At 71.9% G+C, this 25,333-nt stretch carries 22 protein-coding genes; 15 read left to right on the plus strand and 7 right to left on the minus strand.

Going from position 1 to position 25,333, the window contains the following annotated elements:
* Positions 1-114: 114 nt before the first annotated feature.
* From ACZ7L4_RS01225 to ACZ7L4_RS01235, 3 genes are all read left to right on the plus strand, one after another.
* A complete protein-coding gene (locus ACZ7L4_RS01225) occupies positions 115-1,329 on the plus strand; it encodes a CaiB/BaiF CoA transferase family protein (protein WP_472098636.1) in 1,215 nt (404 codons plus the stop codon).
* Positions 1,330-1,386: 57 nt separating this feature from the next.
* A complete protein-coding gene (locus ACZ7L4_RS01230; protein WP_472098637.1) occupies positions 1,387-2,058 on the plus strand; it encodes a GntR family transcriptional regulator in 672 nt (223 codons plus the stop codon).
* Positions 2,059-2,235: 177 nt separating this feature from the next.
* Complete coding sequence (locus ACZ7L4_RS01235; protein WP_472098639.1) at positions 2,236-2,982, plus strand: SAM-dependent methyltransferase; 747 nt, start codon at positions 2,236-2,238, stop codon at positions 2,980-2,982.
* Positions 2,983-3,050: 68 nt separating this feature from the next.
* Here ACZ7L4_RS01235 and ACZ7L4_RS01240 read toward each other — a convergent pair whose 3' ends face one another.
* The 6 genes from ACZ7L4_RS01240 to ACZ7L4_RS01265 form a co-directional block, all read right to left on the minus strand.
* Positions 3,051-4,334 (minus strand): YeeE/YedE family protein, encoded by a 1,284-nt coding sequence (locus ACZ7L4_RS01240; protein WP_472098641.1) that lies wholly within the window; start codon positions 4,332-4,334, stop codon positions 3,051-3,053.
* A 275-nt stretch (positions 4,335-4,609) separates the two neighbouring features.
* On the minus strand, positions 4,610-5,695 hold the full coding sequence (locus ACZ7L4_RS01245; protein WP_472098643.1) for an ABC transporter ATP-binding protein: 1,086 nt from the start codon (positions 5,693-5,695) through the stop codon (positions 4,610-4,612).
* Positions 5,692-6,522 (minus strand): molybdate ABC transporter permease subunit, encoded by an 831-nt coding sequence (gene modB / locus ACZ7L4_RS01250; protein WP_472098645.1) that lies wholly within the window; start codon positions 6,520-6,522, stop codon positions 5,692-5,694. Before modB ends, ACZ7L4_RS01245 begins: the two co-directional genes overlap by 4 nt.
* The gene (gene modA, locus ACZ7L4_RS01255) at positions 6,519-7,310 is read right to left on the minus strand and encodes a molybdate ABC transporter substrate-binding protein (protein ID WP_472100324.1); all 792 of its coding nucleotides are present in this window, start codon (positions 7,308-7,310) and stop codon (positions 6,519-6,521) included. Before modA ends, modB begins: the two co-directional genes overlap by 4 nt.
* A 188-nt stretch (positions 7,311-7,498) precedes the next feature.
* A complete protein-coding gene (locus ACZ7L4_RS01260; protein ID WP_422429451.1) occupies positions 7,499-7,894 on the minus strand; it encodes a TOBE domain-containing protein in 396 nt (131 codons plus the stop codon).
* 111 nt (positions 7,895-8,005) lie between these two features.
* Positions 8,006-8,614 carry a TOPRIM nucleotidyl transferase/hydrolase domain-containing protein gene (locus ACZ7L4_RS01265; protein ID WP_472100326.1) on the minus strand — a complete coding sequence of 203 codons (609 nt, stop codon included), beginning with the start codon at positions 8,612-8,614 and terminating at the stop codon, positions 8,006-8,008.
* Between the two features lie 264 nt (positions 8,615-8,878).
* Between ACZ7L4_RS01265 and ACZ7L4_RS01270 the strand changes: the two genes are divergently transcribed.
* Entirely contained in the window at positions 8,879-11,560 is a 2,682-nt protein-coding gene (locus tag ACZ7L4_RS01270; RefSeq protein ID WP_472098647.1) for an ATP-binding protein, read from the plus strand.
* Between the two features lie 85 nt (positions 11,561-11,645).
* The gene (locus tag ACZ7L4_RS01275; protein ID WP_472098649.1) at positions 11,646-12,245 is read left to right on the plus strand and encodes a DUF4822 domain-containing protein; all 600 of its coding nucleotides are present in this window, start codon (positions 11,646-11,648) and stop codon (positions 12,243-12,245) included.
* Between the two features lie 58 nt (positions 12,246-12,303).
* Here the strand turns inward: ACZ7L4_RS01275 and ACZ7L4_RS01280 are convergent, their stop codons facing one another.
* On the minus strand, positions 12,304-12,975 hold the full coding sequence (locus tag ACZ7L4_RS01280) for a GntR family transcriptional regulator (protein WP_472098651.1): 672 nt from the start codon (positions 12,973-12,975) through the stop codon (positions 12,304-12,306).
* 178 nt (positions 12,976-13,153) lie between these two features.
* Here ACZ7L4_RS01280 and ACZ7L4_RS01285 point away from each other — a divergent pair, with 178 nt between their 5' ends.
* From ACZ7L4_RS01285 to ACZ7L4_RS01330, 10 genes are all read left to right on the plus strand, one after another.
* Positions 13,154-16,051 (plus strand): AMP-binding protein, encoded by a 2,898-nt coding sequence (locus ACZ7L4_RS01285; protein ID WP_472098652.1) that lies wholly within the window; start codon positions 13,154-13,156, stop codon positions 16,049-16,051.
* Between the two features lie 95 nt (positions 16,052-16,146).
* Positions 16,147-16,572, plus strand: coding sequence for a malonate transporter subunit MadL (madL, locus tag ACZ7L4_RS01290; protein WP_472098654.1), 426 nt, complete (start codon positions 16,147-16,149; stop codon positions 16,570-16,572).
* 1 nt (position 16,573) lies between these two features.
* Complete coding sequence (gene madM / locus ACZ7L4_RS01295) at positions 16,574-17,338, plus strand: malonate transporter subunit MadM (protein ID WP_472098656.1); 765 nt, start codon at positions 16,574-16,576, stop codon at positions 17,336-17,338.
* A gap of 79 nt (positions 17,339-17,417) precedes the next feature.
* Complete coding sequence (locus tag ACZ7L4_RS01300) at positions 17,418-18,689, plus strand: GDSL-type esterase/lipase family protein (RefSeq protein ID WP_472098658.1); 1,272 nt, start codon at positions 17,418-17,420, stop codon at positions 18,687-18,689.
* 108 nt (positions 18,690-18,797) lie between these two features.
* Positions 18,798-19,370: a TetR/AcrR family transcriptional regulator gene (locus tag ACZ7L4_RS01305; RefSeq protein WP_472098660.1), complete on the plus strand. Its 573-nt coding sequence runs from the start codon at positions 18,798-18,800 to the stop codon at positions 19,368-19,370.
* A 65-nt stretch (positions 19,371-19,435) separates the two neighbouring features.
* Complete coding sequence (locus ACZ7L4_RS01310; protein WP_472098662.1) at positions 19,436-20,644, plus strand: GDSL-type esterase/lipase family protein; 1,209 nt, start codon at positions 19,436-19,438, stop codon at positions 20,642-20,644.
* 27 nt (positions 20,645-20,671) lie between these two features.
* On the plus strand, positions 20,672-22,117 hold the full coding sequence (locus ACZ7L4_RS01315; RefSeq protein WP_472098664.1) for a glyceraldehyde-3-phosphate dehydrogenase: 1,446 nt from the start codon (positions 20,672-20,674) through the stop codon (positions 22,115-22,117).
* A gap of 337 nt (positions 22,118-22,454) precedes the next feature.
* Positions 22,455-23,378, plus strand: coding sequence for a TauD/TfdA dioxygenase family protein (locus tag ACZ7L4_RS01320; protein ID WP_472100328.1), 924 nt, complete (start codon positions 22,455-22,457; stop codon positions 23,376-23,378).
* A gap of 138 nt (positions 23,379-23,516) precedes the next feature.
* Positions 23,517-24,686 (plus strand): sensor histidine kinase, encoded by a 1,170-nt coding sequence (locus ACZ7L4_RS01325; RefSeq protein WP_472098666.1) that lies wholly within the window; start codon positions 23,517-23,519, stop codon positions 24,684-24,686.
* A complete protein-coding gene (locus ACZ7L4_RS01330) occupies positions 24,683-25,333 on the plus strand; it encodes a response regulator (RefSeq protein WP_472098668.1) in 651 nt (216 codons plus the stop codon). The genes ACZ7L4_RS01325 and ACZ7L4_RS01330 overlap by 4 nt, the downstream gene beginning before the upstream one ends.

Here is a 25,333-nt window from a genome sequence, read left to right on the forward strand (position 1 = left end):
TGGTGACGCTAGGGTGCGGACATTGCGGATATCGGATTTTGGATCCAACTTCTTCAGGTCCTCGGATCGTAGCCGCACGCCCACCGCTTGCCAAGGTTCCACAAGGAGAGCCGTATGCCGGCCACAAGGCCCGTCGCCCAGGGAGCCCTTTCGGGGCTCGTCGTCGCCGACTTCGGCCGGGTCCTCGCGGCCCCGTACCTCACGATGCTCCTCGCCGACCTCGGCGCGGAGGTCATCAAGGTCGAGCGCCCGGGAGCCGGTGACGAGACCCGCTCCTGGGGGCCGCCGTTCGCCGACGGCGAGGCCACCTACTTCCTCGGCGTCAACCGCAACAAGCGCTCCGTCGCCCTCGACCTCAGCGCGGAGTCCGGCCGCGAGGCCGCCCGCGCCATCGCCGCACGCGCGGACGTCCTCGTCGAGAACTTCCGGCCCGGCACCATGGACAGGCTCGGCCTCGGCTACGAGGAGCTGAGCGCGCTCAACCCAGGGCTCGTGTACTGCTCGGTCACCGGATTCGGCACCGCCGAGGGCGCCGCGCTGCCCGGCTACGACCTCCTCGTCCAGGCCATGGGCGGACTGATGAGCGTCACCGGGGAACCGGGCGGCCAGGGCACCAAGGCCGGTGTCGCGCTCGTCGACGTCATCACCGGGATGCACGCGGGCCTCGGCGTCATGGCGGCACTGCGCCACCGCGAGCGCACCGGCGAGGGGCAGAAGGTCGAGGTCTCCCTGCTCACCTCGCTGCTCTCCGCGCTCACCAACCAGGCCTCCGCCCATGTGGCCGGGGGAGTGGTGCCCCGCGCGATGGGCAACAAGCACCCCAGCATCGCCCCGTACGAAGTGGTGGACGCCAAGGACCGGCCGCTCGCGCTCGCCGTCGGCAACGACCGGCAGTTCGGCGCGCTGTGCGCCGAGTTGGGGGTGCCGGCCCTCGCCGACGACCCGCGCTTCGCGAGCAACACCGCGCGCGTGGCCCACCGCGAGGAACTTCTCGCCGAACTCACCGAACGGCTTCGCGAGCGCGGGGCCGACGAGTGGTTCGAGACACTCACCGCCGTCGGCGTGCCCTGCGGCCCGATCAACGACCTGGGTGAGGCCTTCGCCTTCGCGGAACGGCTCGGCCTCGACCCCCGCGTGCACATCGACGACCCGAACCGCGAGGCCCCCGCCGCGCAGGTCGCCAACCCGATCCGGCTGAGCGCCGCCCCCGCCGCGTACGTCACGGCGCCGCCGCGGCTCGGGGAGCACACCGAGCAGATCCTCGCCGAGCTGGGGCTCTCGGGGAATTCCGCCGCAGGTGAGGCGGGCGATGTCAGTGACGCTCCGTAGGATGGGCGGCGTTCACCACGTGCTGCCGACGCCCGGCAGAGAGGACAAGGAGCCGCCATGACCACGCCCGCGAGCAGGCGGCGGCCCCCCACGGCGCAGCAGTTCGTCCTCGAGGAGCTGCGCCGGGCCATCACCAGCGGAGAGATCAGACCGGGCATGCCGATCCGGCAGGACGCCCTCGCCGAGCAGCTCGGCGTGAGCCGGGTGCCGCTGCGCGAGGCCCTCAAGACGCTGGAGGGCCAGTCCCTCGTCGTGCACCACGCGCACCGCGGCTACTTCGTCGCCGAGCTGTCCCTGGCCGAGCTGCGCGAGGTGTACCGCATCCGGGAGATCCTGGAGGCCGAGGCCGTACGCGAGGCGATGCGCACCGGCGGCGCCGTCCTCGACACCCTGGAGGAGGCCCAGGAGGAGGTGGAGGCGCAGGCCGCGGCGGCCGATGTCGCGGCGATGGCGGCCGCCAACCGCAGATTCCACTTCGTCCTCTTCGAGGCGTCCGGCATGCACCGCCTGGTGCGCCTCATCGCCACCCTGTGGGACGCCACCGACGCCTACCGCTCGCTCTACTACGCGGACTCGATCAGCCGCGAGCACGTCCTCGTCGAACACCGGGCGGTGCTCGACGCGCTGCGCGAGGGTCGCACAGAGGACGCGGTGCGGCTGCTCGACGGGCACCGGGAGCACGCGGTGGCGGCGTTGGAGGGGCTGCTCGGCGAGGGGACGGGCGCGTAATTCGGTGGAGGCGCGGAGCCGGAGCGCCTACGGTGGCCGGGTTCGCGGTCCACGCGTTCCAGATGTTCCAGACGATTCAATGAGGTGTGCTCGATGACGGTCCGTGCCACGGCGGTCGACTCCGGTCGGCTGTCCCGGTAAAGGACATGACCTCATCGAACGTAAGGAACACCCCTCGTGGATCTGCCACGCGTCTTCACCATTCGCGAAAGTAGCCACCGCATCCACAACCCGTTCACCCCGGGCAAGCTCGCCGCCCTGGGCCGGGCGCTGTGCCTGGAGCCGGGCACCCGCGTGCTCGACCTCGCCAGCGGTTCGGGCGAGATGCTGTGCACCTGGGCCCGCGACCACCAGGTCACCGGGACCGGAGTGGACATCAGCACGGTGTTCACCGAACAGGCCTGCGCCCGCGCCGCCGAACTCGGTGTCGCCGACCGGATCTCCTTCGTCCACGGCGACGCCTCCGGGCATGTCGCGGACGAGCCGGTCGATCTCGCCGCGTGCGTCGGCGCGACCTGGATCGGGAACGGAGTGGCCGGCACCGTCGACCTCCTCGCCAAGAGCCTGCGCCCCGGCGGCCTGATGCTCATCGGCGAGCCGTACTGGCGCCGGGAGGTGCCGGACGAGGAGACCGCCAAGGCCTGCCACGCCACCAGCAAGGCGGACTTCCTGCTGCTGCCGGAGCTGATCGAGAGCTTCGGTGACCTCGGGTACGACGTCGTGGAAATGGTGCTGGCCGACCAGGACAGCTGGGACCGGTACCAGGCGGCGCAGTGGCTCAACATGCGCCGCTGGCTCGACGGGAATCCGGATGACGAGTTGGCCGCCGAGGCGCGGGAGGAGCTCACCACCGAGCCCGCCCGCTACGCGCGCTACCAGCGCGAGTATCTCGGGTGGGGAGTCTTCGCGCTGATGGCGCGCTGACGCTTCTACGAGATCGGGCCCGGGGAACACGCTCCCCGGGCCCGCTCTTCTCTCTGATGTCTACGGGATCAGCAGACGCTGTCCGACGGCTTCGGGTTGCCGAGGCCGAACAGCGGGCGCAGCCGCAGACCGGCCCACGTGCCGAGGATGGCGACCGCGCCCCAGATCCAGCCGTGCAGCGAACCGGAGACGATGCCGGCGAGGTACGCGCCGATGTTGCAGCCGCCCGCGAGGCGCGCGCCGATGCCCATGAGGATGCCGCCGATGACCGCGGCGACGGCCGTACGGGCGGGGATGCCGCGGTGCAGCTTCCACACGCCGCCCGCCGCGGCGGCGACCGCCGCGCCGACCATGATGCCGATGTCGGTCAGGCTCGTCTTGTCGGCGAGCACCGGGCCCGTCAACTGTTCGGCGCTGCCGGGCTGCTGCCAGAACGCCCACGTCTCGGGGGACCCGCCGAGCGCGCCCACCACCTTCGAGCCCCACAGCGAGAACGCACTGGTCACACCCCATGCGCCACCGGACACGAGGAGCACGCCCGCGCCGAGCACGGCGAGCACGAGCGCGCCCGCCGCCAGCGGCCAGGAGCCACGGACCGTACGGAGCAGGGTGCCCTTCGCCGACGGCGGGGCGCCGACCGGCGGGGGATTGCGGCGGGCCTGCACGGCGCGCGCGACGAACCAGATGGCGGCGAGCGCGACGATGGTGATCACCCAGGAGCCGAACCAGCCGACGTGGTCGGACAGCAGATACGGGTCGAGCGCGGGCAGATCGCCCCAGAGCCCGAACTGCCAGGCGGCGAGGGTGGAACCGACGATGAACCCGAAGAGCGTGAGCACGATCGAGGTCTGCCCCGAGCCGACGGCGAACAGGGTTCCGGAGGCGCAGGCGCCGCCGAGCTGCATGCCGATCGCGAACAGGAACGAGCCGACGATGAGCCCGATGCCGATCGGCCCGGCGCTCGGCGCGGGCACCGAACCGAACAGCCCGGTGCCGGTGCCGATGATCAGCGCGAAGAGCGTCGCCGTGCTGCCGAGCAGCAGGGTGTGCGCCCGCAGCCCGGTGCCGTTGCCGACGGCCACGAGCTGCCGCCAGGCGGACGTGAACCCGAACCGCGAGTGGAACAGGGCGAATCCGAGCCCCAGGCCGAGCAGCAACAGGACGCCCGGCTTGGCGCCGTGCTGCGCGAACACGTACACGGCGAGCGCCGCGCCGATGACCCCGGAGCCGACGAGCGGCCCCCACCGGGTGGGCGGCGCGGCCTCGGCGACCGGGGCGGGCGAGGAGGTCGGGGACGGGGTGAGCAGGGTGGTGGCGCGCGGCGGCGCCCCGGCAGGGGGAGCGGTGGTCACGGCAGATCTCCGGCAGCTGGAGTGGGAGTTGTTCGGGCGCGGTGGAAGGACGTCAGCGACGACAGAGCGCGTCGTCGACACTCCACGTCGTGGCCGCGAAGAGCGCGAGAGCCAGGTGTCGAGCGGGTCCGAACATGTGCGCCACTTTAGGCTCCGCCGGGGGAGCGGTGGAGGGTGTCTCATATTTCGGGCGGGTGGTCTCGTGTGGCGGCCCGTGGCGCGTGGCCCGTGGCGCGGGTTGCGGGGCTCTCGTCCGAAAGGCGGGGCTGGAGTGGCTACGCCGGGTACGCGTGCGTCTGTGTCGCCTTCACCGTTGCCCATACCTCCGCCCCGAGGTGCAGCCCCAGCTCCGCCGCGGCCACGGTCGTGAGGTCCGCGGCGAGCGGAAGCTCGCCGGACAGGGCCGCGCGGATCTGGTCGCCGTGGGTTTCCATGCCGCTCACCTCGCAGCGCCACAGGTTGCGGGCGCTGGAGCCCGTCGGCCGCTCCCGGTGCAAGGTCACCGCGCTCGGCGGGAACGCGACGAAGACCGGGCCGGACAGGTGCTCCGTCGTCGTGATCGCGGGACCCTCGTCGTGTACGTGGACGGCGTGGCCGTCGGCCCGGCCCCGGTACAGGTTCAGGCCGACGAGTTGGGCGATGTAGTCCGTGCGCGGTCGGCGTGCGACGTCCGACGGGGCGCCCTCCTGGACGATGCCGCCGTGTTCGATGACGACGAGCCGGTCGGCCAGCACCATCGCGTCCAGCGGATCGTGCGTGACCAGGACCGCCACGGCCTCGAACTCGGCGAGGTGGCGGCGGAGTTGGGCCCGAACGTCCAGGCGGGTGCGGGCGTCGAGCGCGGCGAGCGGCTCGTCGAGGAGCAGCAGCCGCGGCTGCGTGGCGAGGGCGCGGGCGAGTGCCACGCGCTGGGCCTGGCCGCCGGACAGGCGGCGCGGCTTCGCCCCGGCGTGCTCCGCGAGCCCCATCCGGTCGAGCCAGGCCTGCGCCCGCGTACGGGACTCGGCCTTCGTGGCGCCCTGACAGCGCGGCCCGAACGCCACGTTGTCGAGCGCGGTCAGGTGCGGAAAGAGGAGGTAGTCCTGGAACACCACGCCCACCGGGCGGGACTCGGGAGGCGTGCCGTCGAGCGCCGCCCCGTCCAGCGTCAAGTGCCCGGCGTCGAGGGGTGCAAGGCCCGCCAAAGCGCGCAGCGCCGTCGTCTTCCCGGCCCCGTTCGGGCCGAGTAGCGCGACGACCTCACCGGGCTCGGCGGTCAGCGCGACGTCGAGCCGGAAGGCGCCGCGGTCCACGACCAGCCGTGCGTCGAGACCGGGCCCCGCCACCTCCTCGGGCGCCACCGTCTTCTGAAGGTCGGTCATGAGGCGGTCATCCAGCGGTCGCGCAGGCCCGCCAGGACCGTGACCGACACGGCCAGCAGCACCAGGCTGAGGGAGATCGCCGCGGCCGGGTCGCTCTGCATGGCGAGGTACACGGCGAGCGGCATGGTCTGGGTGCGTCCGGGGAAGTTGCCGGCGAAGGTGATCGTCGCGCCGAACTCGCCGAGCGCCCGCGCCCACGCGAGCACCGCGCCGGCCGCGATACCGGGTGCGATCAGCGGCAGCGTCACCCGCCGGAACGCGGTGAACCGGGAGGCGCCGAGCGTCGTCGCCGCCTCCTCGTAGCGCGGATCCGCCGCACGCAGCGTGCCCTCGACGCTGATCACGAGAAACGGCATCGCCACGAACGCCTCCGCGATCACGACACCCGTCGTCGTGAACGGCAGCGTGATCCCGAACCACTGGTCCAGGTACTGCCCGACGACCCCGTTCCTGCCGAGTGCCGTGAGCAGCGCGACGCCGCCCACCACGGGCGGCAGCACCAGCGGCAGCGTCACCAGAGCCCGTACGAGACCGCGCCCCGGGAACTCCGTGCGCGCGAGCAGCCACGCCAGCGGCACCCCGAGCACCAGACTCACCAGCGTCGCCAACGTGGCGCACATCAGCGACAGTTGGAGCGCCTGCCACACCTCGGGGCTGGTCAGCTGCTCGGGCAGCTGCGCCCACGGGGCCCGTACGAGCAGTGCGATCAGCGGCACCACCAGGAACGCGAGCCCCACGAGCGCGGGGACGAGCAGCGGCAGCGGAGGGACGCGGCCACGGCGACGCCGCGCCCCGCCCTCCACGGTGTCGGTCGCCGCCACGGTCACGGCTTCAGGAACCCGGCATCGGTCAGCGCCTTCTGCCCGTCGGCGGACTTGACCAGCTCGATGAACGCCTTGCCCGCCGCGGCGTTCGGCGCCTTCTTCAGCGGGGCGATCGGGTAGTCGTTGATGGCGTCCTTGGACTCGGGGAACTCCACGCCCTCCACCTTGTCACCCGCCGCGTGCACATCGGTCTTGTACACGACGGCCGCGTCCGCCTCCTTCAGTTCCACCTTCGTCAGGGCGCTCTTCACGTCCTGCTCGTACGAGACCGGGGTGAGCTTCAGCTTGCTCGCTGAGAGGGCGGTCTGCGCGGCGGCGCCGCACGGCACCTCCTTCGCGCACAACACGACCTTCTGGCCCGGCTTCGTGAGGTCCTTCAGGGACGACACCTTGTGCGGGTTGCCGGGGAGGGTGGCGATCTCCAGCTGGTTTCGTACGAAGGTGCTCGGCTCGCCCTCGGCGTCACCGGCGTCGGTCACCGTCTTCATCGTCTTGGGGCTCGCGGCCGCGAACACATCGGCGGGCGCGCCGCCCGTGATGCCCGCGGCGAGGCTGTCGCTGCCGCCGAAGTTGAAGGTGACCTTGGTGCCGGGGTGCTCCTTCTCGAACTGCTTGCCCAGCTTCGTGAAGCTCTCCTTGAGGGATGCGGCGGCGAACACGTTCACCGTCCCGGACAGCTTCTTGGCACCGGAGTCGCCACTGGAGGAGGAGCCGGAGGAGTCCGAGTCGGACGATCCGCAGGCGCTCAGCGTCAGCACCGCCACGGCCCCGATGCCGGTCACCTGGAGCATGCGGCGGGTGGTGGTCCTGCGCGCGGAACGGGTTGTCACGGGTCAGCTCCCCTGCTGTGTCCTGGAACGCTTACGGCGACCATACTGCCGCATCTGCCAGGCAGAAGTCCCCTGTGGGTTCGCATGATCCCGGCAGATGGACGATGTGGGTGTGCATGTGCGTTCGTACGGGCGCGGTGCGGGAGGGTTCAGGTGCGGTCGACATGGACATTCGTCGACTTCACGCGGGCCGTGGCCTCCATGCCGACCTCCAGGCCCAGCTCCTCCACCGCCTCCCGCGTGAGCAGCGAGACCAGCCGGTGCGGCCCGGCCTGGATCTCCACCTGGGCCGCGACGTCGCCGAGCTTCACGGCGGTGACGATGCCGGGGAACGCGTTGCGCACGGAGGTGTACGAGGGGTGGTCGTCGGCGTCGTCGCCCGCGGCCAGCTCCACGGAGAACGCGGCGAGGTCCTTGCCCTGGACGACCCGGCGCCCGCTCGCGTCGCGCTCCGTGGTGATCCGCCCGGCGTCCGCCCACCGCCGCGCGGTGTCGGGGCTGACGCCGAGCAGCCGTGCGGCCTGGCCGATTGTGTAGGACTGCATGCGGCAAAGATTAACTTCGGCCGCCCCGCGGAGATCTCCCGGCGCACCTGCCGAGGACGGCGCCGTGCGCCGCCTGCATCCGCGTACGCCGCCAGCATCCGCGTACGCCGTCTACAGTCGCGCGAACAGTTCCTCCAGCGGCGCGGGCACGCACCCGGCGTCGCACGCCGCCTCCGTCAGCAGCCGTCCGTAGCGGATCTTGCGGCCCGCCTTGGTGCCGAGGAAGCGCCGCAGGCGGCGGTGCGTGGTCCTGTCCTGCTGGGCGGGCTGGCGGGCGAAGGTCTGCCAGGGGTGCCACTCGCCGGCCTCCCGGATCAGCTCCTCGACCCGCCCGACGCCGAGCGCGCGGATGAACTCGTCCTCCAGGTCCGCGACGCACACGAAGACGGTGTCCGTGTCTGTGTCCGTTCCCAGCGCCCGGTCGTAGTACCGCCGCTCGCGCTCGTCGCACAGCCCGGTCAGTCGCAGCCCCAGCCCCTCCGGCCCGAGCAGTCGGGCGTACCGGCCGACGTTCATCGCGCCGCCCATGGACACGACGCACACGCCCTCCGCCGCGAGGTCGCGCCCGCGCCGCTCGGCGAGCGCGTCAACCGCCGCGGCGTCACTCAGCCCTTCGAGGAGCACCGCGGTGCGCACCCGCAGCCGCCCGGCCAGCTCGCGCACCGGCTCGCCGGGACCACCCGCGGCCCAGTCGGTGACCGCCTCGTGGAACGCCTTCATGCCCGCCGTGTCCGTCGTCTCCGTCACGCGCTCAATCCTCTGCTGGAAGGGCCCAGAGCCCAACCGAGTATCACGGCGAGGAGGATTCTCGGTCGAACCGCTCCCGCGCCGCACGGCGCCGGTACTAGCCTCGAAGTCCGTTCAAAACGCCCATGTGTGCCGTGGGCACATTCCGCGGGTCGTTTCTCCGGGCACGTACCGCGGACCGCACAAGTCCGGACAAGTCCGTACAAGCCCCATACAAGGCGACCCCCAGGGACCCGCATGGACGCCACACCGCCAGGACCCCGTCTCTTCGAGCGCGACCTCGAAATGGCCGCCGCGACACGGGCGTTGGACGCGTTGTGCGGTGCGCGGCGCACCGGCGGAGTCGTCGTCTACCGGGGCGAGGCGGGCGTCGGGAAGACCGCGCTGCTCACCCGGATCGCGGACGCCGCCCGCACCCGCTGCACCGTGTACGCGGCCCGGTCCGGCGAATCCACCACGCATCAGCCCTTCCACCTGGTGCGGCACCTGCTCGGCCCCGCCGCGCCGCGGACCGGTCCCGCGCTCGACGTCGCGGGGCCCGCCCTCGGCCTCACCACCCCCGGCGCCCGCCCCGCCGACCCGCAAGGCGTCCGCGACGCGCTCGACACCCTCCTCGCCGAACTGGCCCGCCAGCGGATCGCCGCCCCGGACGGCCCGAAGCCCCTCGTGCTGCTGGCCGACGACGCCCACTGGGCCGACGGCGAGAGCCTCACCTGGCTCGCCGCGCTGGCGCCGCGCCTCGCGGAGCTGCCGGTCCTGCTCGTCGTCGCGCACCGCCCCGAAGAGCTCGCGGACACCTCGCGCGAGGCCGCGGGGAACCTCGCCGCGCTCGCCCGCGCCGCCCGCCTGCACGTCACCCTCCAGTCCCTTACCCAGGAGGCCACCGGCGACCTGGTGCGGGGCGTGCTCGGCGACACCGCCGACGACGTGTTCTGCCGCGAGGTGTGGGCCGTGACCACCGGAAACCCGTACGAGGCCGTGGAGTTGCTCGCCAAGTGCAGCGCCCGCGGCCTCGCCCCGACGCAGGACGCCGCCCCCGTGCTGCGCGCCTTCGGGACCACGGCGCGCGGCGGCGGCATCGTGGCCCGGCTCGGCGAACTCGACCCGGACTGCAACCGGTTGGCGTGGGCCGCGGCGGTCCTCGGCGCCGACATCACGTTCGCCTCCGCTGCCGGGCTCGCGGGCCTGCCGCCGGAGCGGGCCACCCGGTGCGTACAACTGCTGCGCGAGGCCCGCATCCTGGCGCCCGACGGAGCACCGGGCGGCCCACGCCCGCCCGCCTTCGGCGAGGTCCTCGACCCCTCCGAGCCGCTCGACTTCCAGCACCCGCTCGTCGGCACCGCCGTCTACCGCAGCGTCCCGCCCGCCACCCGCACCGCCCTGCACGGCCAGGCCGCCTGGGCGCTGACCCGGCGAGGCCACGGACCCGCCGCGATCTCCCGGCACCTCCTGGAGGTGCACCCCGACGACGACCACGAGGCGGTCCGCCTGCTGCGCGCGGCCGCCGCCGAACACCTCGCGGTCGGCGCCCCCGAAGCGGCCCGCCGCTGCCTGGAGCGCGCCCTGCGCGAACCGCCGTCCGTCGTCGACCGCGCCCAGGTGCTCTACGAACTCGGCTGCGCCTGCCTGCTCTCCTCGCCCGCCACCACCGTCAAGCACCTGCGCGCCGCCCTCCAACTACCGGGCCTCACGCAGCAGTTGCGCATCGACGCCACCCTGCGCCTCGCGCAGGCCCTCGCCCACGGCAACGACATGCGGGACGCCGCGCGCTGCGTCGCCGACGCCGCCGCCGTCACCCCGGCCGGCACCCAGCAACTGCGGCTGCTGTCCGCCCGGTTCATGTACGAGGCGTTCCTCGCCGAGGAGGACGACGGGCCCGCGCGCTCCGAGCAACTCGTCCTGCTCGCCGACGCGTTGCCCGGCGCCGACAACGCCGAGCGCGCCCTGCTGACCCTGCGCGCCTTCGACGCGATGCTGCGCGGCGAACCCGCCGACCACGTGTCGGACCTGTGCGACCGCGTCCTCGTCGAAGGACGGCTCCCGCCCGGACTCGGCTGGACCGACACCGAATGGGGCTTCGAGATCCCCGCCCTGCTCGGCATCACGCTCGCCTACATCGACCGGCTGCACGACGCGGAGGGCCTGTTCAGCGAGGCGCTGCGGACCTTCGAGCTCGGCGGCTGGAGCGGCGCCCACCTGGCCTTCGCGCACATCCTGTGCGGAGCCGTCGAGCGCAGGCGCGGCCGCCTCGTGGAGGCCGAGGCGTACCTGCGCGAAGGGCTGCGTCTCGCGGGGCGCATCGGCGACCGGGCCACCGTCCAGTGGGACGCGCTCTGCCTGCTGATCGACACCCTGCTCGCCCGCGGCCACGTCGACGAGGCCCACCGGCTCGCCGACGACCACGGATTCTGCCCGCCCTACCCGGACGCCCTGATCCTCCCCGACGCCCGCTCGGTCCGCGCCCGCCTGCTGCGCGCGCTCGGCCGCACCAAGGAGGCCAGGGCCGAACTCGAGGGCACGGCCGCCTCGACGACGAAGCGCGGCCGCCACAACGTGCAGTGGGCGCCCTGGCCCTACGATCTCGCGGACCTGGTCGCCGCCGAGGACCCCGACCGCGCCGCCGGCCTGCTCGCCGACGCACGCCACTGCGCGCGCGTGCTCGGCACCCACAGCGCCGTGGGTGAGTCACTGCGCCGCGCGGCCGCCGCGGCGCCACCGGATCAGGCACGCGCCCTGCTCGCGGAGGCGGTCCGGGAGCTCGCCGCGTCCCCGGCGGCGTACGAGGAGGCGGCCGCCCGTCTCGACCTGGCGGAGGCCGCCACCGACCGCAACCAGGCCCGCCGGGCCCTCACCCTGGCGGAGACGTGCGGGGCCGACGGCTTGGCGGAACGGGCGCGGGCGCTGCTGGGGACGATCTAGGCCTCGCGAGTCGGCAATCCAGGGCATCCATCAATAGCCGATCGGATGACATGCCCGCCCCGGTGCCGCTCATAGCGTCGAGGACATGAACATCACTCGCATCTCCCGCCGTCCCGCTCTCACCGCATCCGCGATCGCGATCGCCGTGTCCGCCCTGGTGCCGGTCTCGGCGATGGCCGCCGAGGCGCCCGCCGCACCGGCACCCGCATCCGCGGCACTGAAGGACGCGACCCCGTCCGACCTGCTCGCCTCGACCCCGTGGAAGACCACCGGCGCCGTCGACCAGGACGGCAACCGCGTCGCCCTCGACGACCCGGCCGTGTCGAACTTCGTGGGCTGGGCGTACTTCGACGCCGACGGCACCTACACCATGTACAACCTGGACGACAGCCCGAAGATGAACGGTGACTGGACCGTCGCCCCCGACGGATCCGAGCGCTGGATCAACTCGAAGGACGCGAACGGCAAGGTGCTCTTCGAGCGCACCGTTCCGATCACTCAGCTCGACAAGCACACGTTCACCTACCGCGTCGTCCCGAACGCCGACGACCCCAGCGTGTACTACGACATCGTGCACACCAAGACCAACCACGCCGAGCCCGGCACCGACGACCGCGGCCCCGGCGCGAACGGCAACCAGGGTGGCAACGGCGAGTACCACTTCAACAACGGCAACGCCCACTGATCGCGATCCGCCGGAGCGGTTCGGTCCCTGGTAGCAGGGGCCGAACCGCTCCGGCGCGTCACCCGGTGACCGGCTCCGTCAGATGCCGCCACGTCCGCACCAGCTGGCTGAACTCCTTCACCTGCACCAGCACATGCTCACGCGCCGCCTCCTCCGCCCGCTCCGCCGCGCCGGAGGCGATCGCGTCGGCGATCGCGCGATGCTCCGCCAGCGACCGCCGCATCCGGTCCGGCACCCTCAACTGCAGCCGCCGGTACGGCTGGAGGGCCCGCTTGAGGGCATGGGCCTGCTGGCGCAGATACTCGTTGCCGCACGAGTCGTAGACGATGGCGTGGAAGCGGGCGTTGGCGTAGTAGTAGGGGTCGGCGTCGCCCGCGTGCGCGTGCTCCTCGCACTCCTTCAGCGCGTCCTCCAGCTCGGCGAGCGCTTCCCGCTCGATGCGCCGCGCCGAGAGCCGCGCCGCCATCCCCTCCAGCTCCGCCATGACCTCGAAGCGCTCGGCCAGCTCGGACACGCTCAGCTCGGTGACGTACGTGCCCTGCTTCGGGCGGATCTGCACGAGACCGGACCGCTCGAGCGCCTGCAGCGCCTCGCGCACCGGCGTGCGCGAGCAGCCGAACTCGCGCTCCAGCTCCGCCGGGTCCAGGCGCTGGCCCGGCCGGTACCGGCCGTCCACGACCGCGTTCTCCAGGGCGTCACGCACGCGCCTGGCCTCAGGGACTCGAGCCATCTCCACCTCCGATTGCCCAGATTATCGGCCCGCTCCAGGGGGTGGCGCGGGTGCTTCCTGTCATCTACGGTGCGCTTGTTATATACATCACGGCGAACGATGCATATCAAGCCTCGGGCGGCCCTCCGGACGGCCGGATGGCCGGATGGCACGTGGAGAAACGTGGAGAGGAGCGGAGATGGACCGGCACGACGGCTGGCTGCTGTCCGACCTGTACCGGGCTCTCGGGGAGCGGCGCACCGGCCGCCCGGAGCCCGATGCCCCGCTCGACCAGCTGCTCGCGGCCTGCGAGGTCCTGATGAGCGATGTCGGCGAGGCCTCCATGCGCGCCGTCGCGGCCCGCGCCCTCGCCGCGTACGACGCGCTCGACGACGCCGGCCGACAGGCCTTCTTCGCCCACATCACCAAGACCTACGACGCCGACGCCGACCAGGTCCGCGCCGCCTACCGCCGCTGGGAGGAGGCCCGCGCCACCGGCTCCCAGGGGGAGGCGGAGCTCGTGGGTCTCTTCGACGTCGTCGAACCGGCCCGCCAGCAGCTCCTGCGCCGCATGAACCACGCGCCCGACGCCACCCTCGCCCTGGTCCACATGCGCGCCGACCTGCGCCGCCTGCTGCCCGCCCACCCCGAACTGCGGCCCCTGGACCACGACTTCCACCACCTGCTGACGTCCTGGTTCAACCGCGGCTTCCTGCGCATGCAGGAGGTCACCGTCGACTCGCCGCCCGAGCTGCACCGGCATCTGCTGCGCGGCGAGCGCGTGCACCCGATGGCGAACGAGGCCGAACTGCGGCGCCGCATCCAGCCCGAGGACCGCCGCGTCTACGCCTTCTTCCACCCGGCCACCGGCGACGTACCCCTGATCTTCGTCGAGGTCGCTCTTGTCCGCGGGCTGCCCGACAGCATCGCCCCGCTGCTCGACCCCGGCCCCGTGCTCAGCCCCGCGGACGCGGACACGGCGGCGCTCTACTCCATCAACAACGCGCTCGACGGCCTCGCCGGAGTCTCCTTCGGCAGCTTCCTCATCAAGCAGGTCATCGAGCAGGTCGGCGAACAGCTCCCGCACCTGACGCAGTTCGCGACGCTGTCACCGATCCCCGGCTTCCGGGCGTGGCTGGAGGCGCGGGCCGAGCACGAGACCGAACTCGCCGCACTGGCAGCGGAGTTGAGCGTCCCGGACGCCGCCACCGCCGGCGCCGAACGCATCCGCCCCCGCCTCCTCCCGGTCCTCGCCCGCTACATCACCGCCGAGCGGCGCCCCGACGGCCGCCCCCTCGACCCCGTCGCCCGCTTCCATCTCGGCAACGGCGCCGCCGCCTGGCAGCTCGACTGGCCCGCCAACACCTCGCCCGACGCCTGGCGCCAGTCCTACGGAGCGATGATCAACTACCGCTACGAACCCGACCAGTTGGAGCGCCGTCACGAGGACTTCGTGCGCCGCGGCTCCGTCGCGGTCGGCGGACCGCTCGCGGCCGACGGTCCGCACGCGAGCGGCAATCCCCTCAAGAAAGGAACCACCCCGATGACCACCCCGACGAGCACGCACGAGAGCGATCCGGCGGCGCCCTTCCGCACCATCCACCGGTCCTTCGCCGAACAGGCGGAACTCCGCCCGGACAAGGCGCTCTTCGAGCTGCCCGACGGGCGGTCCGTCACCTACCGCGAGACCGCGGACCTCGTGCGCCGCATCGCCGCGCGCCTCGTCGCCGACGGTGTCACCCCCGGTGACCGCGTCGCGATGCAGGTCGACAAGTCGGTCGAGGCCATCGCCCTCTACCTGGCGACGCTGCAGATCGGTGGCGTGTTCCTGCCGCTCAACACGGCCTACACCGGCGCCGAGATCGACTACTTCATCGGCGACGCCGAGCCGCGCGTCCTCGTCTGCCCGCCCGAGCGCCGCGCCGACCACGCCCACCGCGAGGGCCCGGACCTCGTCGTCGAGACCCTCGGCACCGCGGGCGACGGCAGCCTCCTCGAAGGCGACACCCGCCACGACGACGTGTACGAGGCCGTGCCCGGCGACCCGGCGGCCATCCTCTACACCTCCGGCACCACCGGCCGCTCCAAGGGCGCGATCCTCACGCACGAGAACCTCGCGTCCAACTGTGAGGCCCTCCTGGGAAGTTGGCGGTTCACGTCCGAGGACCGGCTGATCCACGCCCTGCCGATCTTCCACGTGCACGGCCTCTTCGTCGCCGCCAACATGGTGCTCGTCTCGGGAGCCTCCATGTTCTACCTGCCGAAGTTCGACGCCGACGCCATCGCGGAGCTGCTGCCGCGCGCCACGGTGCTCATGGGCGTGCCCACCTTCTACACGCGCCTGCTCAAGCACGAGAAGGTCACCCCGGAGACCTGCGCGTCCATGCGCCTGTTCGTGTCCGGCTCGGCGCCGCTGCTCGCCAGCGACCACGAGGCGTTCGAGGCCCGTACCGGACACGCCATCCTCGAGCGCTACGGCATGACCGAGACCGGCATGAACACCACCAACCCGTACGAGGGCGGCCCCCGCAAGCCCGGCACCGTCGGCAAGGCGCTGCCCGGCACGGAGATCCGCGTGGTCGACGCCGAGACCGGAAAGCCGCTGCCCGACGGGGAGGTCGGCAGCGTCGAGGTCCGCGGCCCCAACGTGTTCGCCGGCTACTGGCAGATGCCCGAGAAGACGGCCGCCGAGTTCCGCGAGGACGGCTTCTTCATCACCGGGGACCTCGGCCTCATCGACGAGGACGGCTACCTCTGCATCTCCGGGCGCGGCAAGGACCTGATCATCTCGGGCGGCTACAACGTCTACCCGAAGGAGATCGAGACGCTCCTCGACGCCCACCCCACGGTCCTCGAATCCGCCGTGATCGGCGTCCCGCACCCGGACTTCGGCGAGACGGTCGTCGCCGTGGTCGTCGCTGCGCCGGGCCAGGAGCCGCACGAGAGGGAGCTCATCGACTCCATCGCCGCCGACCTCGCCCGCTTCAAGCACCCGCGCGCCGTACGCGTCGTGGACTCGCTGCCCCGCAACGTCATGGGCAAGGTCCAGAAGGCCGAACTGCGCAAGACCTACGCGGAGTTGTTCGCGACGTCCTGACCTCCACCCAGCCCTTTTTCGGTCCACCACTTTTTTCGTTCCACCCCCCACGTGCTCGCTTACTTACTTCCCGGTCTCTCAATGTGGAGAAGACGATGGTCCTCTATGGAGTGGCAGCGCTGGCGGTGTGCATGCTCACGGGCACGCTCGTCGGTGAATACCTGGGCGAGGCGCTCGGCGTCGACGCCAATGTCGGCGGCGTCGGCTTCGCCATGATCATGCTTGTGTTCGCGACCCACTGGCTGCGCCAGAAGGGGAAGTTCCCCGAGGCGAGCGAACAGGGCGTGCTCTTCTGGAGCGCGATGTACATCCCCATCGTGATCGCGATGGCGTCGACGCAGAACGTGTACAAGGCCGTCACCGGCGGCCCGATGGCCCTGCTCGCCGGGCTCCTCGCGCTCGTCGCGGGCTTCGCCCTGGTGCCGGTGATCGCGCGGATCGGAGGGCGCGGGGAGCCGCTCCCGCCGTTGACCGAAGCGGCGCCCGAGACCGAGCCGGCCACCGCGAAGCAGGGGGTGTGACGTGGACACGTTCCTCTCCGTCTGCAAGGACAACGGGCTCATAGTCGCCTTCGCCCTGGTCGGCACGTTGATGCTGGTCTCGGCCTGGCTGTCCAAGAAGCTGACCCGCGGGCGGCTCCAGGGCTCCGCCATCGCCATCGTGCTCGGTCTCGCGCTCGCCTATTGGGGCGGCTCGGCGACCGGGGGAGAGGCGGGCATCGCCGACATCGCCGCGCTCTCCGGGATGAGCCTGATGGGCGGCGCGATGCTCCGCGACTTCGCGATCGTCTCCACCGCGTACGGCGTCGACCTGAAGGAGATCAAGGGGGCGGGCCCCGCCGGCGCCCTGTCGATCCTGTTGGGTGTCGGCGTCTCCTTCGCCGCGGGCGCGCTCGTCGCCGCGCTCTTCGGCTACCGGGACGCGGCCTCGCTGGCGACCATCGGCGCGGGCGCGGCGACGTACATCGTGGGTCCCGTCACGGGCACCGCGGTGGGCGCGAGTTCCGACGTGATCGCGCTGTCGGTCGCCGCAGGGCTGGTCAAGTCCGTGGTGGTGATGGTGGGCACGCCGTTCGCCGCGCGCCTGATCGGCCTGAACAACGCCAAGTCGGCGATGGCCTTCGGCGGACTGCTCGGCACCACGTCCGGCGTCGCAGGCGGCCTCGCGGCCACCGACAAGCGACTCGTCCCGTACGGGGCGATGACCGCGACCTTCTACACGGGCGTCGGCTGCCTCCTCGGCCCTTCGCTCTTCTACGTGTCGCTGAGAGCGCTCGTCGGCGGCTGACAGCACAACGCAACAAAAGCACAGCACAGCACAGCACAGCACCATCCAGACTCCCGTTCACTGGAAGCAGGTTGTGCACATGCCTCGAATGCGTACGCTCACGACCGTCGCGGCCGCCGTTCTCGCCCTCGCGGGCGGCGGCCTGGCCGGGGCCCCGCACCCGGCCGAGGCCAGACCCGGACAGGGCGGCAGCGCCTGGTTCACCTCCTGGGCCCAGTCCCAGCAGGACGCGGCGACGGAACCGCTGCGCGACCAGTCCGTCCGGACGGTCACCCATCTCAGCCAGGGCGGGGACAGTGTCCGCGTCCGCATCCAGAACACCTTCGGCACGGCGCCCCTGGAGATCGGTGGCGCTTCCGTCGGTCTGAGCGGCGACGGGGCGTCCGTCAAGGGCGACACCCACCCCGTCCGTTTCGACGGGAAGACCCAGGTCACCGTCCCTGCGGGCGGCGAGGTGTGGAGCGACGCGACCGACCTCGACACGGCCGCCCAGGACGACGTGACCGTCTCCGTCGCGCTCAAGGGCGCCGCCACCCCCGGTCAGCACCGCACCGCGCTGCGCACCAACTACCTCACGCCCGAGGGCACCGGCGACCACACGGCGGACACCAGCGGCGCCGCGTACACCAAGACCGTCGACGCCACCTACCTGGTCAGCGCGGTCGACGTGCGCAACCCGCGCCTCAAGGGCACCTCCGTCGCCTACGGCAGCTCGGTCGTCGACGGCGTCGGCAGCACCAACTGCGGCCCCGGCTGCACCGAAACCGGCACCAACCGCCGCTGGACCGACGACCTGGCACGCCGCGTGCACACCGAACTCCCGCGCACCGAACAGGTCGCCATCGCCAACGCGGGGATCAGCGGCACGACGAGCGCGGCCGACTGCCCCGGCACCCCGTCGAACGTCCGGGCCCTCGATGCCGCCACCCGTCTCAAGCGCGACGTCCTCGCCCTGCACGGGGTCACCTCGGTCGTCTACTACTACGGCACCAACGACCTCGCCTTCGGCTGCGACGGCGAGCAGATCCTGGCCAGCTACCAGAAGGTCTTCAAGGAACTCCGCGACGCCGGGATCAAGATCTACGTCACGCCGATCACGCCGCGCCCCGGCTACAGCGACCAGAACAACCTGGACCGCCACACGGTCAACCTCTTTACGAAAAAGTCGAGTTCGTGCGACGGAACCTGCGACGGCGTCATGGACTTCGACGAGGTCCTGAAGGACCCCCTGCACCCCAACAGCATCGAGCCCGCCTACGACAACGGGGACGGCGTCCACGCGAACATCGCCGGGCAGCAGGCGATCGCCGACTCGATCTCGCTGCGGATGCTGACGGCCGGGAACCGGTAGCCGGCAACTGGAAGCCGAAAGCCGATGTCCATTTGCCTAAAGCTATTAGGCGGGTGCAGAATCGTTTTCGGTAACAGTGGCGGGAGCTGAGGGAGAGGGCGTACGGCCATGGTGCGTGCCGGACTGACCGCGGAGCGGCTTGCCCGGGCCGGTGCCGAGCTCGCGGACGAGGTCGGCTTCGAGCAGGTGACCGTCTCGGCGCTCGCCCGCCGGTTCGACGTCAAGGTCGCGAGCCTGTACTCGCACGTCAAGAGCTCGCACGACCTGAAGACGCGGATCGCCCTGATCGGCCTGCAGGAGATGGCCGACCGGGCCGCCGACGCCCTCGCCGGGCGGTCCGGCAAGGACGCGCTCGTCGCGCTCGCCAACGTATTCCGCGACTACGCCCGCGAACACCCGGGCCGCTACGCCGCCGCCCAGTACCGGCTCGACCCGGAGACGGCGGCGGCCAGCGCGGGCGTGCGGCACGCGCAGATGACACGGGCCGTGCTGCGCGGCTACGACCTCACCGAGCCCGACCAGACCCACGCCGTGCGACTCCTCGGCAGCGTCTTCCACGGCTACGTCAGCCTCGAACTGGCCGGCGGATTCAGTCACAGCGCGCCCGACTCGGGCGAGAGCTGGGCGCGCAGCCTCGACGCGCTCGACGCGCTGCTGCGCAACTGGCCCGCACAGGCGTGAGCCGCCGGGCTCCTTGAGCCCTTCCTTGAGCCATCCACACCCTTGATCAACGGATTGACACCACCATGCACACCTCTGACTCCGTCCATGAATTGACCACGACACCGCTGACGGACAACCTCGTCCACGGCGCGATCGACATCGAGCGCACCGCCCGCGGTCTCCTCCCGCACCGCCTCCCCGCCTGGGCCCGCGCCCAGAACACGGACGGCCAGCTGACCATGGCCGAGTCCCAGCCCTCCGGCGTCCGCCTCGTCCTCCGCACCCGCGCCACCGTCGTCGAACTCGACACGGTGCCGACCAAGCGCGTCTATGTGGGCGTGCCGTCGCGCCCCGACGGCCTCTACGACCTGCTGGTCGACGGCCGGCTCGCCGCGCAGGGGAGCGTGAGCGGCGGCGACACCCTCACCATCGACATGTCCCAGGGCACGTTCGAGCACGCGGCCGGACAGCCCGGCACGCTCCGCTTCGAGGGCCTGCCGGAAGGTGCCAAGACCGTCGAGATCTGGCTGCCGCACAACGAGACGACCGAGCTCGTCGCCCTGCGCACCGACGCTCCCGTGGAGCCCGCCGCGCCGCTGGGGGAGTCCGGCCGCAAGGTGTGGCTGCACCATGGCAGCTCCATCAGTCACGGCTCCGACGCCGCGAGCCCGACCACGACCTGGCCCGCGCTCGCCGCGTCCCTCGGCGGCGTCGAGCTGATCAACCTGGGCTTCGGCGGTGGCGCCCTGCTCGACCCGTTCACCGCGCGCACGATGCGCGACACCCCGGCCGACCTGATCAGCGTCAAGATGGGGATCAACCTCGCCAATGCCGACCTGATGCGCATGCGGGCCTTCACCCCCGCCGTGCACGGCTTCCTCGACACCATCCGCGAGGGCCACCCGGACACCCCGCTCCTCGTCGTCTCGCCGATCCTGTGCCCGATCCACGAGCAGACACCGGGGCCCGGCGCCCCCGACTTCAGCAGCATCGCCACCGGGCAGCTGCGCTTCGTCGCCACCGGGGACCCGGCCGAGCGCGCGCAGGGCAAGCTCACCCTCGAATCCATCCGCGAGGAGCTGGCCCGCATCGTCGCCCAGCGCGCGGCCGACGACCCGCACCTGCACTACCTCGACGGCCGCGAGCTGTACGGCGAGAAGGACCACGAGGAGCTCCCGCTGCCGGACTCCCTGCACCCCGACGCCACGGCCCACCGCCGCATCGGAGAGCGCTTCGCGGACCTGGGAATCGGCCCCCTGATCGATCACCCGAATGGGCGGGTTACCATTTGAGCGCCGCCTAGCTCGAAAGAGACGCACGTGACTGTCAACGACGACTCGTTCACCAACTGGAAGCACCGCGAGGAGACCGCGGAGGCAATGATCCCGATCATCGGGAAGCTGCACCGCGAGCGGGACGTGAACGTCCTGCTGCACAGCCGCTCCTTGGTGAACAAGTCGGTGGTCAGCCTGCTCAAGGCCCACCGATTCGCCCGCCAGATCGCCGGCGAGGAGCTCTCGGTCACCGAGACGATGCCCTTCCTGAAGGCTCTCGCCGAGCTCGACCTCGGGCCCTCCCAGATCGACCTCGGCATCCTCGCCATGACGTACAAGACCGACGACCGGGGCTTGAGCGTCGAGGAGTTCACCGCCGAGGCCGTCGCCGGAGCGACCGGCGCCCTGAAGCTGGAGCGCGGTGAGGGTCGTGACGTCGTCCTCTACGGCTTCGGCCGCATCGGCCGCCTCGTCGCCCGCCTGCTCATCGAGAAGGCGGGGTCCGGCAACGGTCTGCGCCTGCGCGCCATCGTCGTGCGCGGCGGCGGTGAGCAGGACCTCGTGAAGCGTGCCTCGCTGCTGCGCCGCGACTCGATCCACGGCCAGTTCCAGGGCACGATCACTGTTGACGAGGACAACAGCACGATCAATGCCAACGGCAACGCGATCAAGGTGATCTACGCCAACGACCCGTCCGAGATCGACTACACGGCGTACGGCATCAAGGACGCCATCCTGATCGACAACACCGGCAAGTGGCGCGACCGCGCGGGCCTCTCCGAGCACCTGCGTCCCGGTATCGACAAGGTCGTCCTCACCGCGCCCGGCAAGGGTGACGTGCCGAACATCGTGCACGGCGTCAACCACGACACGATCAAGCCGGACGAGCAGATCCTGTCCTGCGCCTCCTGCACCACGAACGCGATCGTGCCGCCGCTCAAGGCGATGGCCGAGGAGTACGGCGTGGAGCGCGGTCACGTGGAGACCGTCCACTCGTTCACGAACGACCAGAACCTCCTGGACAACTACCACAAGGCCGACCGCCGAGGCCGCTCCGCGCCGCTCAATATGGTCATCACGGAGACCGGCGCCGCCTCCGCCGTCGCGAAGGCCCTGCCGGACCTCAAGGCGCCGATCACCGGCTCCTCGATCCGTGTGCCCGTCCCGGACGTCTCGATCGCGATCCTCAGCCTGCGGCTCGGCCGCGAGACCACCCGCGACGAGGTCCTCGACCACCTGCGCGACGTCTCGCTGAACTCGCCGCTGCGCCGCCAGATCGACTTCACGGACTCGCCGGACGCGGTCTCCAGCGACTTCCTCGGTTCCCGGCACGCCTCGATCGTCGACGCGGGCGCGACCAAGGTCGACGGCGACAACGCGATCCTCTACCTCTGGTACGACAACGAGTTCGGCTACTCGTGCCAGGTGATCCGCGTCGTCCAGCACGTCTCCGGCGTCGAGTACCCGACGTTCCCGGCGCCCACCGCCTGACCTACGGCACATGTCCCGAGGCCGGTCCCGCATCCTGCGGGGCCGGCCTCGCGGCACTTGACGGGATGATCAACTGGGGCGCAGGATGGGGCACATGTTGACGTCTCGCACCCTCGCATCCGGAACGGCCCCCGTTCCGGACCGATGTGGTTGCGGACGCAGCGGCTTGTAGCGGGCTCGTAGACCCCTCGCCGCCCTTCCCGTACGTCTCGTAGCAGCCAGCGCCCCGTTGCAGGGCGCCGGCCGCCCACGTTCCGCATGTACGGATCTCTCTCGCGTTCAGCGCGTTCCCCCGTCACCCGCGTGCCTGTGGAGGCTCCCCTTGTCCGTGACCGAAATGCCCCCTTCCCTCTCGCTGCGCCCCGCCGAGATCCCCGCCGACGGCCTCTACGAGGGGCGCCGCGTGCTGCGCCGCACCCCCGAGGGCTGGCAGGACCGCCCCTACGAGCTGTTCGAGCTCGTCCCGCAGGGCGCCACCATCGGCGCCGAGATCCGCGGTCTCGACCTGAGCCGGCCGCTCTCCCCGGAGCTGCGCGAGGAGCTGAACCGGGCCCTGCTCGAATGGAAGGTCCTCTTCTTCCGCGGCCAGCACCTCACCAGCGAGAGCCAGCGCGACTTCGCCCGCAACTGGGGCGAGCTGGAGACCAATCCGCTCCTGGAGCGCGGCGACAGCGAGGACGTCGTCCGCTTCGACAAGGGTGCCGGCGGTGTCCCCAGCTACGAGAACGTGTGGCACACCGACGTCACCTTCCGCGAGCGCCCCGCCCTCGGCGCCGTGCTCCAGCTGCGCGAGGTGCCGCCGTTCGGCGGCGACACCATGTGGGCCGACATGGCGGCCGCGTACGACAACCTCTCCGACGAGGTGCGGGCGCGCATCGAGGGCACCGAGGCCGAGCACGACTTCCTGCCCGGCTTCCGCCGCTTCTACGGTCCCGAACGGCTCGCCCAGTGGCAGGAGTTGTTCCCGCCGGTCACCCACCCGGTCGTGCGCCGCCACCCCGAGACCGGGCGCCACATGCTCTTCGTGAACACGTCCTTCACCACCCGGATCCTCGGCATGGAGCGCGCCGAGAGCGACCGGCTGCTGCGGCTGCTGTACCAGCAGGCGCACGTGCCGGAGTTCCAGGTCCGGTTCCGCTGGCAGCCGGGCGACATCGCGTTCTGGGACAACCGTGCCACCCAGCACTACGCGGTGGCCGACTACGGTGACGCCCGCCGGGTCGCGGAGCGCGTCGCCATCGCGGGGGACCGACCCTTCTAGGGAACCCTTCCGGGAAACCGGTGCGGGCGGCCCGAAATCCCTCTCCCCGGCGAGGTGTTGGGGCGGGCCGCCCCTCGATACTGGCCCCGCGGAGCCGCTGCCGCTCCGCGCAGGGACCAGGCCACGAGGAGCCGCACCATGCGCCTGCCGCGCCGCACCAGCCCGTACCTCGTCGACGGGGCGCTGGCCGCCCTCGTCCTGTTCGCCGTGTCCCTGCAGTTCCTCTTCCCCGACGAGGGCGGCGACCCGCTGTCCTGGCAGGGCTTCCTGCTGGGCGCGGCCACGGCGGTGCCGCTGATCTGGCGGCGGCGCGCGCCGATCCTGTGCGCGATCGTGCTCTCCTGCGCGACCCCGGCCATGGCGCTCTACCACGCGCCGCCGCCCGACGTCGTGTACGGCGGACTCGTCCTGCTGTACACGCTCGCCGCGTACGCGGAACCGGTGCCGCGCCGCGTCATGCTCGTCGGCTGGGTGATCGGCGCGTCGGCGACGATGTCCATGAAGGAGCACGCCGAACCCTTCGAGTACGCCTTCCACCTGCTCAGCCTCCTCAGCGCCTACGGATTCGGGCTCCTCGCCCGCACCCAGCGCGCGTACACCGCCGCCCTGGAGGAGCGCGCCCGCGCCCTGGAGCGCGAACGGGAGGTCGACCGGGCCCGGGTGGTGGCCGGGGAGCGCGCCCGCATTGCCCGCGACATGCACGACGTGGTCGGCCACGCGGTCAGCCTCATGGTCGTCCAGGCCGAGGCGGGCCCCGTCGTGGTCCGCAGCAACCCGGCGCGCGCCGAGGCGGCGTTCGACGCCATCGCGGGCGCGGGCCGCGAGGCGATGCAGCAACTCCGCCTGATCCTGGGCGTGTTGACGGACACCGGGAACGGCGGAGGGGGCCTCGAAGCCCCGGTCCCGGGTCTCGCCCGCCTCCCCGACCTGATCCGCCAGGTGTCCGAGACCACCGAAGTCGCCGTCACCCTCCGCACCACGGGCCGCCCCCGCCCCATCGGCGCCGAAATGGAGACCGCCGCGTACCGCATCGTCCAGGAAGCCCTGACCAATACCGTCAAGCACGCGTACGCTGCCCGGGCGGACGTACAACTCGACTGGGGGGACGCGGAGTTGGCGATCACCGTGACGGACGACGGAACCGGCGCCGCACAGGCGGCCGGTGCCGGACGCGGCCTCGTCGGCATCGAGGAGCGCGCCGCGGCCTGCGGCGGCAGCGCGCACAGCGGACCGGGCCCGCACGGCGGGTTCCGGGTGGCCGCCCGACTGCCCGCGTCGGCCCGGCAGGCCGCCGAAAGGGCGCCATGAGCATCCGCGTCGTGGTCGCCGACGACCAGGAACTGGTGCGCAGCGGCTTCACCATGATCCTCGACGCGCAGCCCGACATCGAGGTGGTCGCCGAGGCGGCCGACGGCGCCGAAGCCGTCACCGCCGTGCGCCGGCACGCCCCGGACGTCCTCCTCCTCGACATCCGCATGCCGCGCATGGACGGCATCGAAGCGGCCCGCCGCGTCTGCGAACAGTCCAGCTGCCGGGTCGTCATGCTGACGACGTTCGACCTCGACGAGTACGTCTACGAGGCGCTGTACGCGGGCGCGTCCGGCTTCCTCCTCAAGGACGTACGCCGCGACGACCTCGTGCACGCGGTCCGCGTCGTGGCGGCGGGCGACTCGCTCCTCGCCCCGTCCGTCACCCGCCGCCTGGTGGCCGACATCACCCGCCGCAGGCCCAAGTCCCCGCAGCTGCCCACCCTTTCGGCCCTCACGGCCCGCGAGACGGAGACCCTGCGCCACCTCGCCCGCGGCCTCACCAACGCGGAGATCGCCGCGACCCTCCACGTCAGCGAACACACGGTCAAGACGCACGTCAGCAACGTCCTGAGCAAACTGCACCTGCGCGACCGCGTCCAGGCGGTCATCTGCGCGTACGAGTCGGGGTTGGTGGCACCGGGCTGA

The sequence above is a fragment of the Streptomyces sp. NPDC107575 genome (genome assembly GCF_055657265.1).

Excerpts from the sequence above, each read along its gene's own strand:
- ACZ7L4_RS01305 (WP_472098660.1), top strand. The coding sequence starts at position 18,798 with ATGGTGCGTGCCGGACTGACCGCGGAGCGGCTTGCCCGGGCCGGTGCC.
- ACZ7L4_RS01230 (WP_472098637.1), top strand. The coding sequence starts at position 1,387 with ATGACCACGCCCGCGAGCAGGCGGCGGCCCCCCACGGCGCAGCAGTTC.
- modA (WP_472100324.1), bottom strand. The coding sequence starts at position 7,310 with ATGCTCCAGGTGACCGGCATCGGGGCCGTGGCGGTGCTGACGCTGAGC.
- ACZ7L4_RS01225 (WP_472098636.1), top strand. The coding sequence starts at position 115 with ATGCCGGCCACAAGGCCCGTCGCCCAGGGAGCCCTTTCGGGGCTCGTC.
- ACZ7L4_RS01330 (WP_472098668.1), top strand. The coding sequence starts at position 24,683 with ATGAGCATCCGCGTCGTGGTCGCCGACGACCAGGAACTGGTGCGCAGC.
- ACZ7L4_RS01300 (WP_472098658.1), top strand. The coding sequence starts at position 17,418 with ATGCCTCGAATGCGTACGCTCACGACCGTCGCGGCCGCCGTTCTCGCC.
- ACZ7L4_RS01275 (WP_472098649.1), top strand. The coding sequence starts at position 11,646 with ATGAACATCACTCGCATCTCCCGCCGTCCCGCTCTCACCGCATCCGCG.
- ACZ7L4_RS01260 (WP_422429451.1), bottom strand. The coding sequence starts at position 7,894 with ATGCAGTCCTACACAATCGGCCAGGCCGCACGGCTGCTCGGCGTCAGC.
- ACZ7L4_RS01285 (WP_472098652.1), top strand. The coding sequence starts at position 13,154 with ATGGACCGGCACGACGGCTGGCTGCTGTCCGACCTGTACCGGGCTCTC.
- ACZ7L4_RS01245 (WP_472098643.1), bottom strand. The coding sequence starts at position 5,695 with ATGACCGACCTTCAGAAGACGGTGGCGCCCGAGGAGGTGGCGGGGCCC.
- ACZ7L4_RS01280 (WP_472098651.1), bottom strand. The coding sequence starts at position 12,975 with ATGGCTCGAGTCCCTGAGGCCAGGCGCGTGCGTGACGCCCTGGAGAAC.
- ACZ7L4_RS01325 (WP_472098666.1), top strand. The coding sequence starts at position 23,517 with ATGCGCCTGCCGCGCCGCACCAGCCCGTACCTCGTCGACGGGGCGCTG.
- ACZ7L4_RS01265 (WP_472100326.1), bottom strand. The coding sequence starts at position 8,614 with ATGAAGGCGTTCCACGAGGCGGTCACCGACTGGGCCGCGGGTGGTCCC.
- madL (WP_472098654.1), top strand. The coding sequence starts at position 16,147 with ATGGTCCTCTATGGAGTGGCAGCGCTGGCGGTGTGCATGCTCACGGGC.
- ACZ7L4_RS01310 (WP_472098662.1), top strand. The coding sequence starts at position 19,436 with ATGCACACCTCTGACTCCGTCCATGAATTGACCACGACACCGCTGACG.
- ACZ7L4_RS01270 (WP_472098647.1), top strand. The coding sequence starts at position 8,879 with ATGGACGCCACACCGCCAGGACCCCGTCTCTTCGAGCGCGACCTCGAA.
- ACZ7L4_RS01320 (WP_472100328.1), top strand. The coding sequence starts at position 22,455 with ATGCCCCCTTCCCTCTCGCTGCGCCCCGCCGAGATCCCCGCCGACGGC.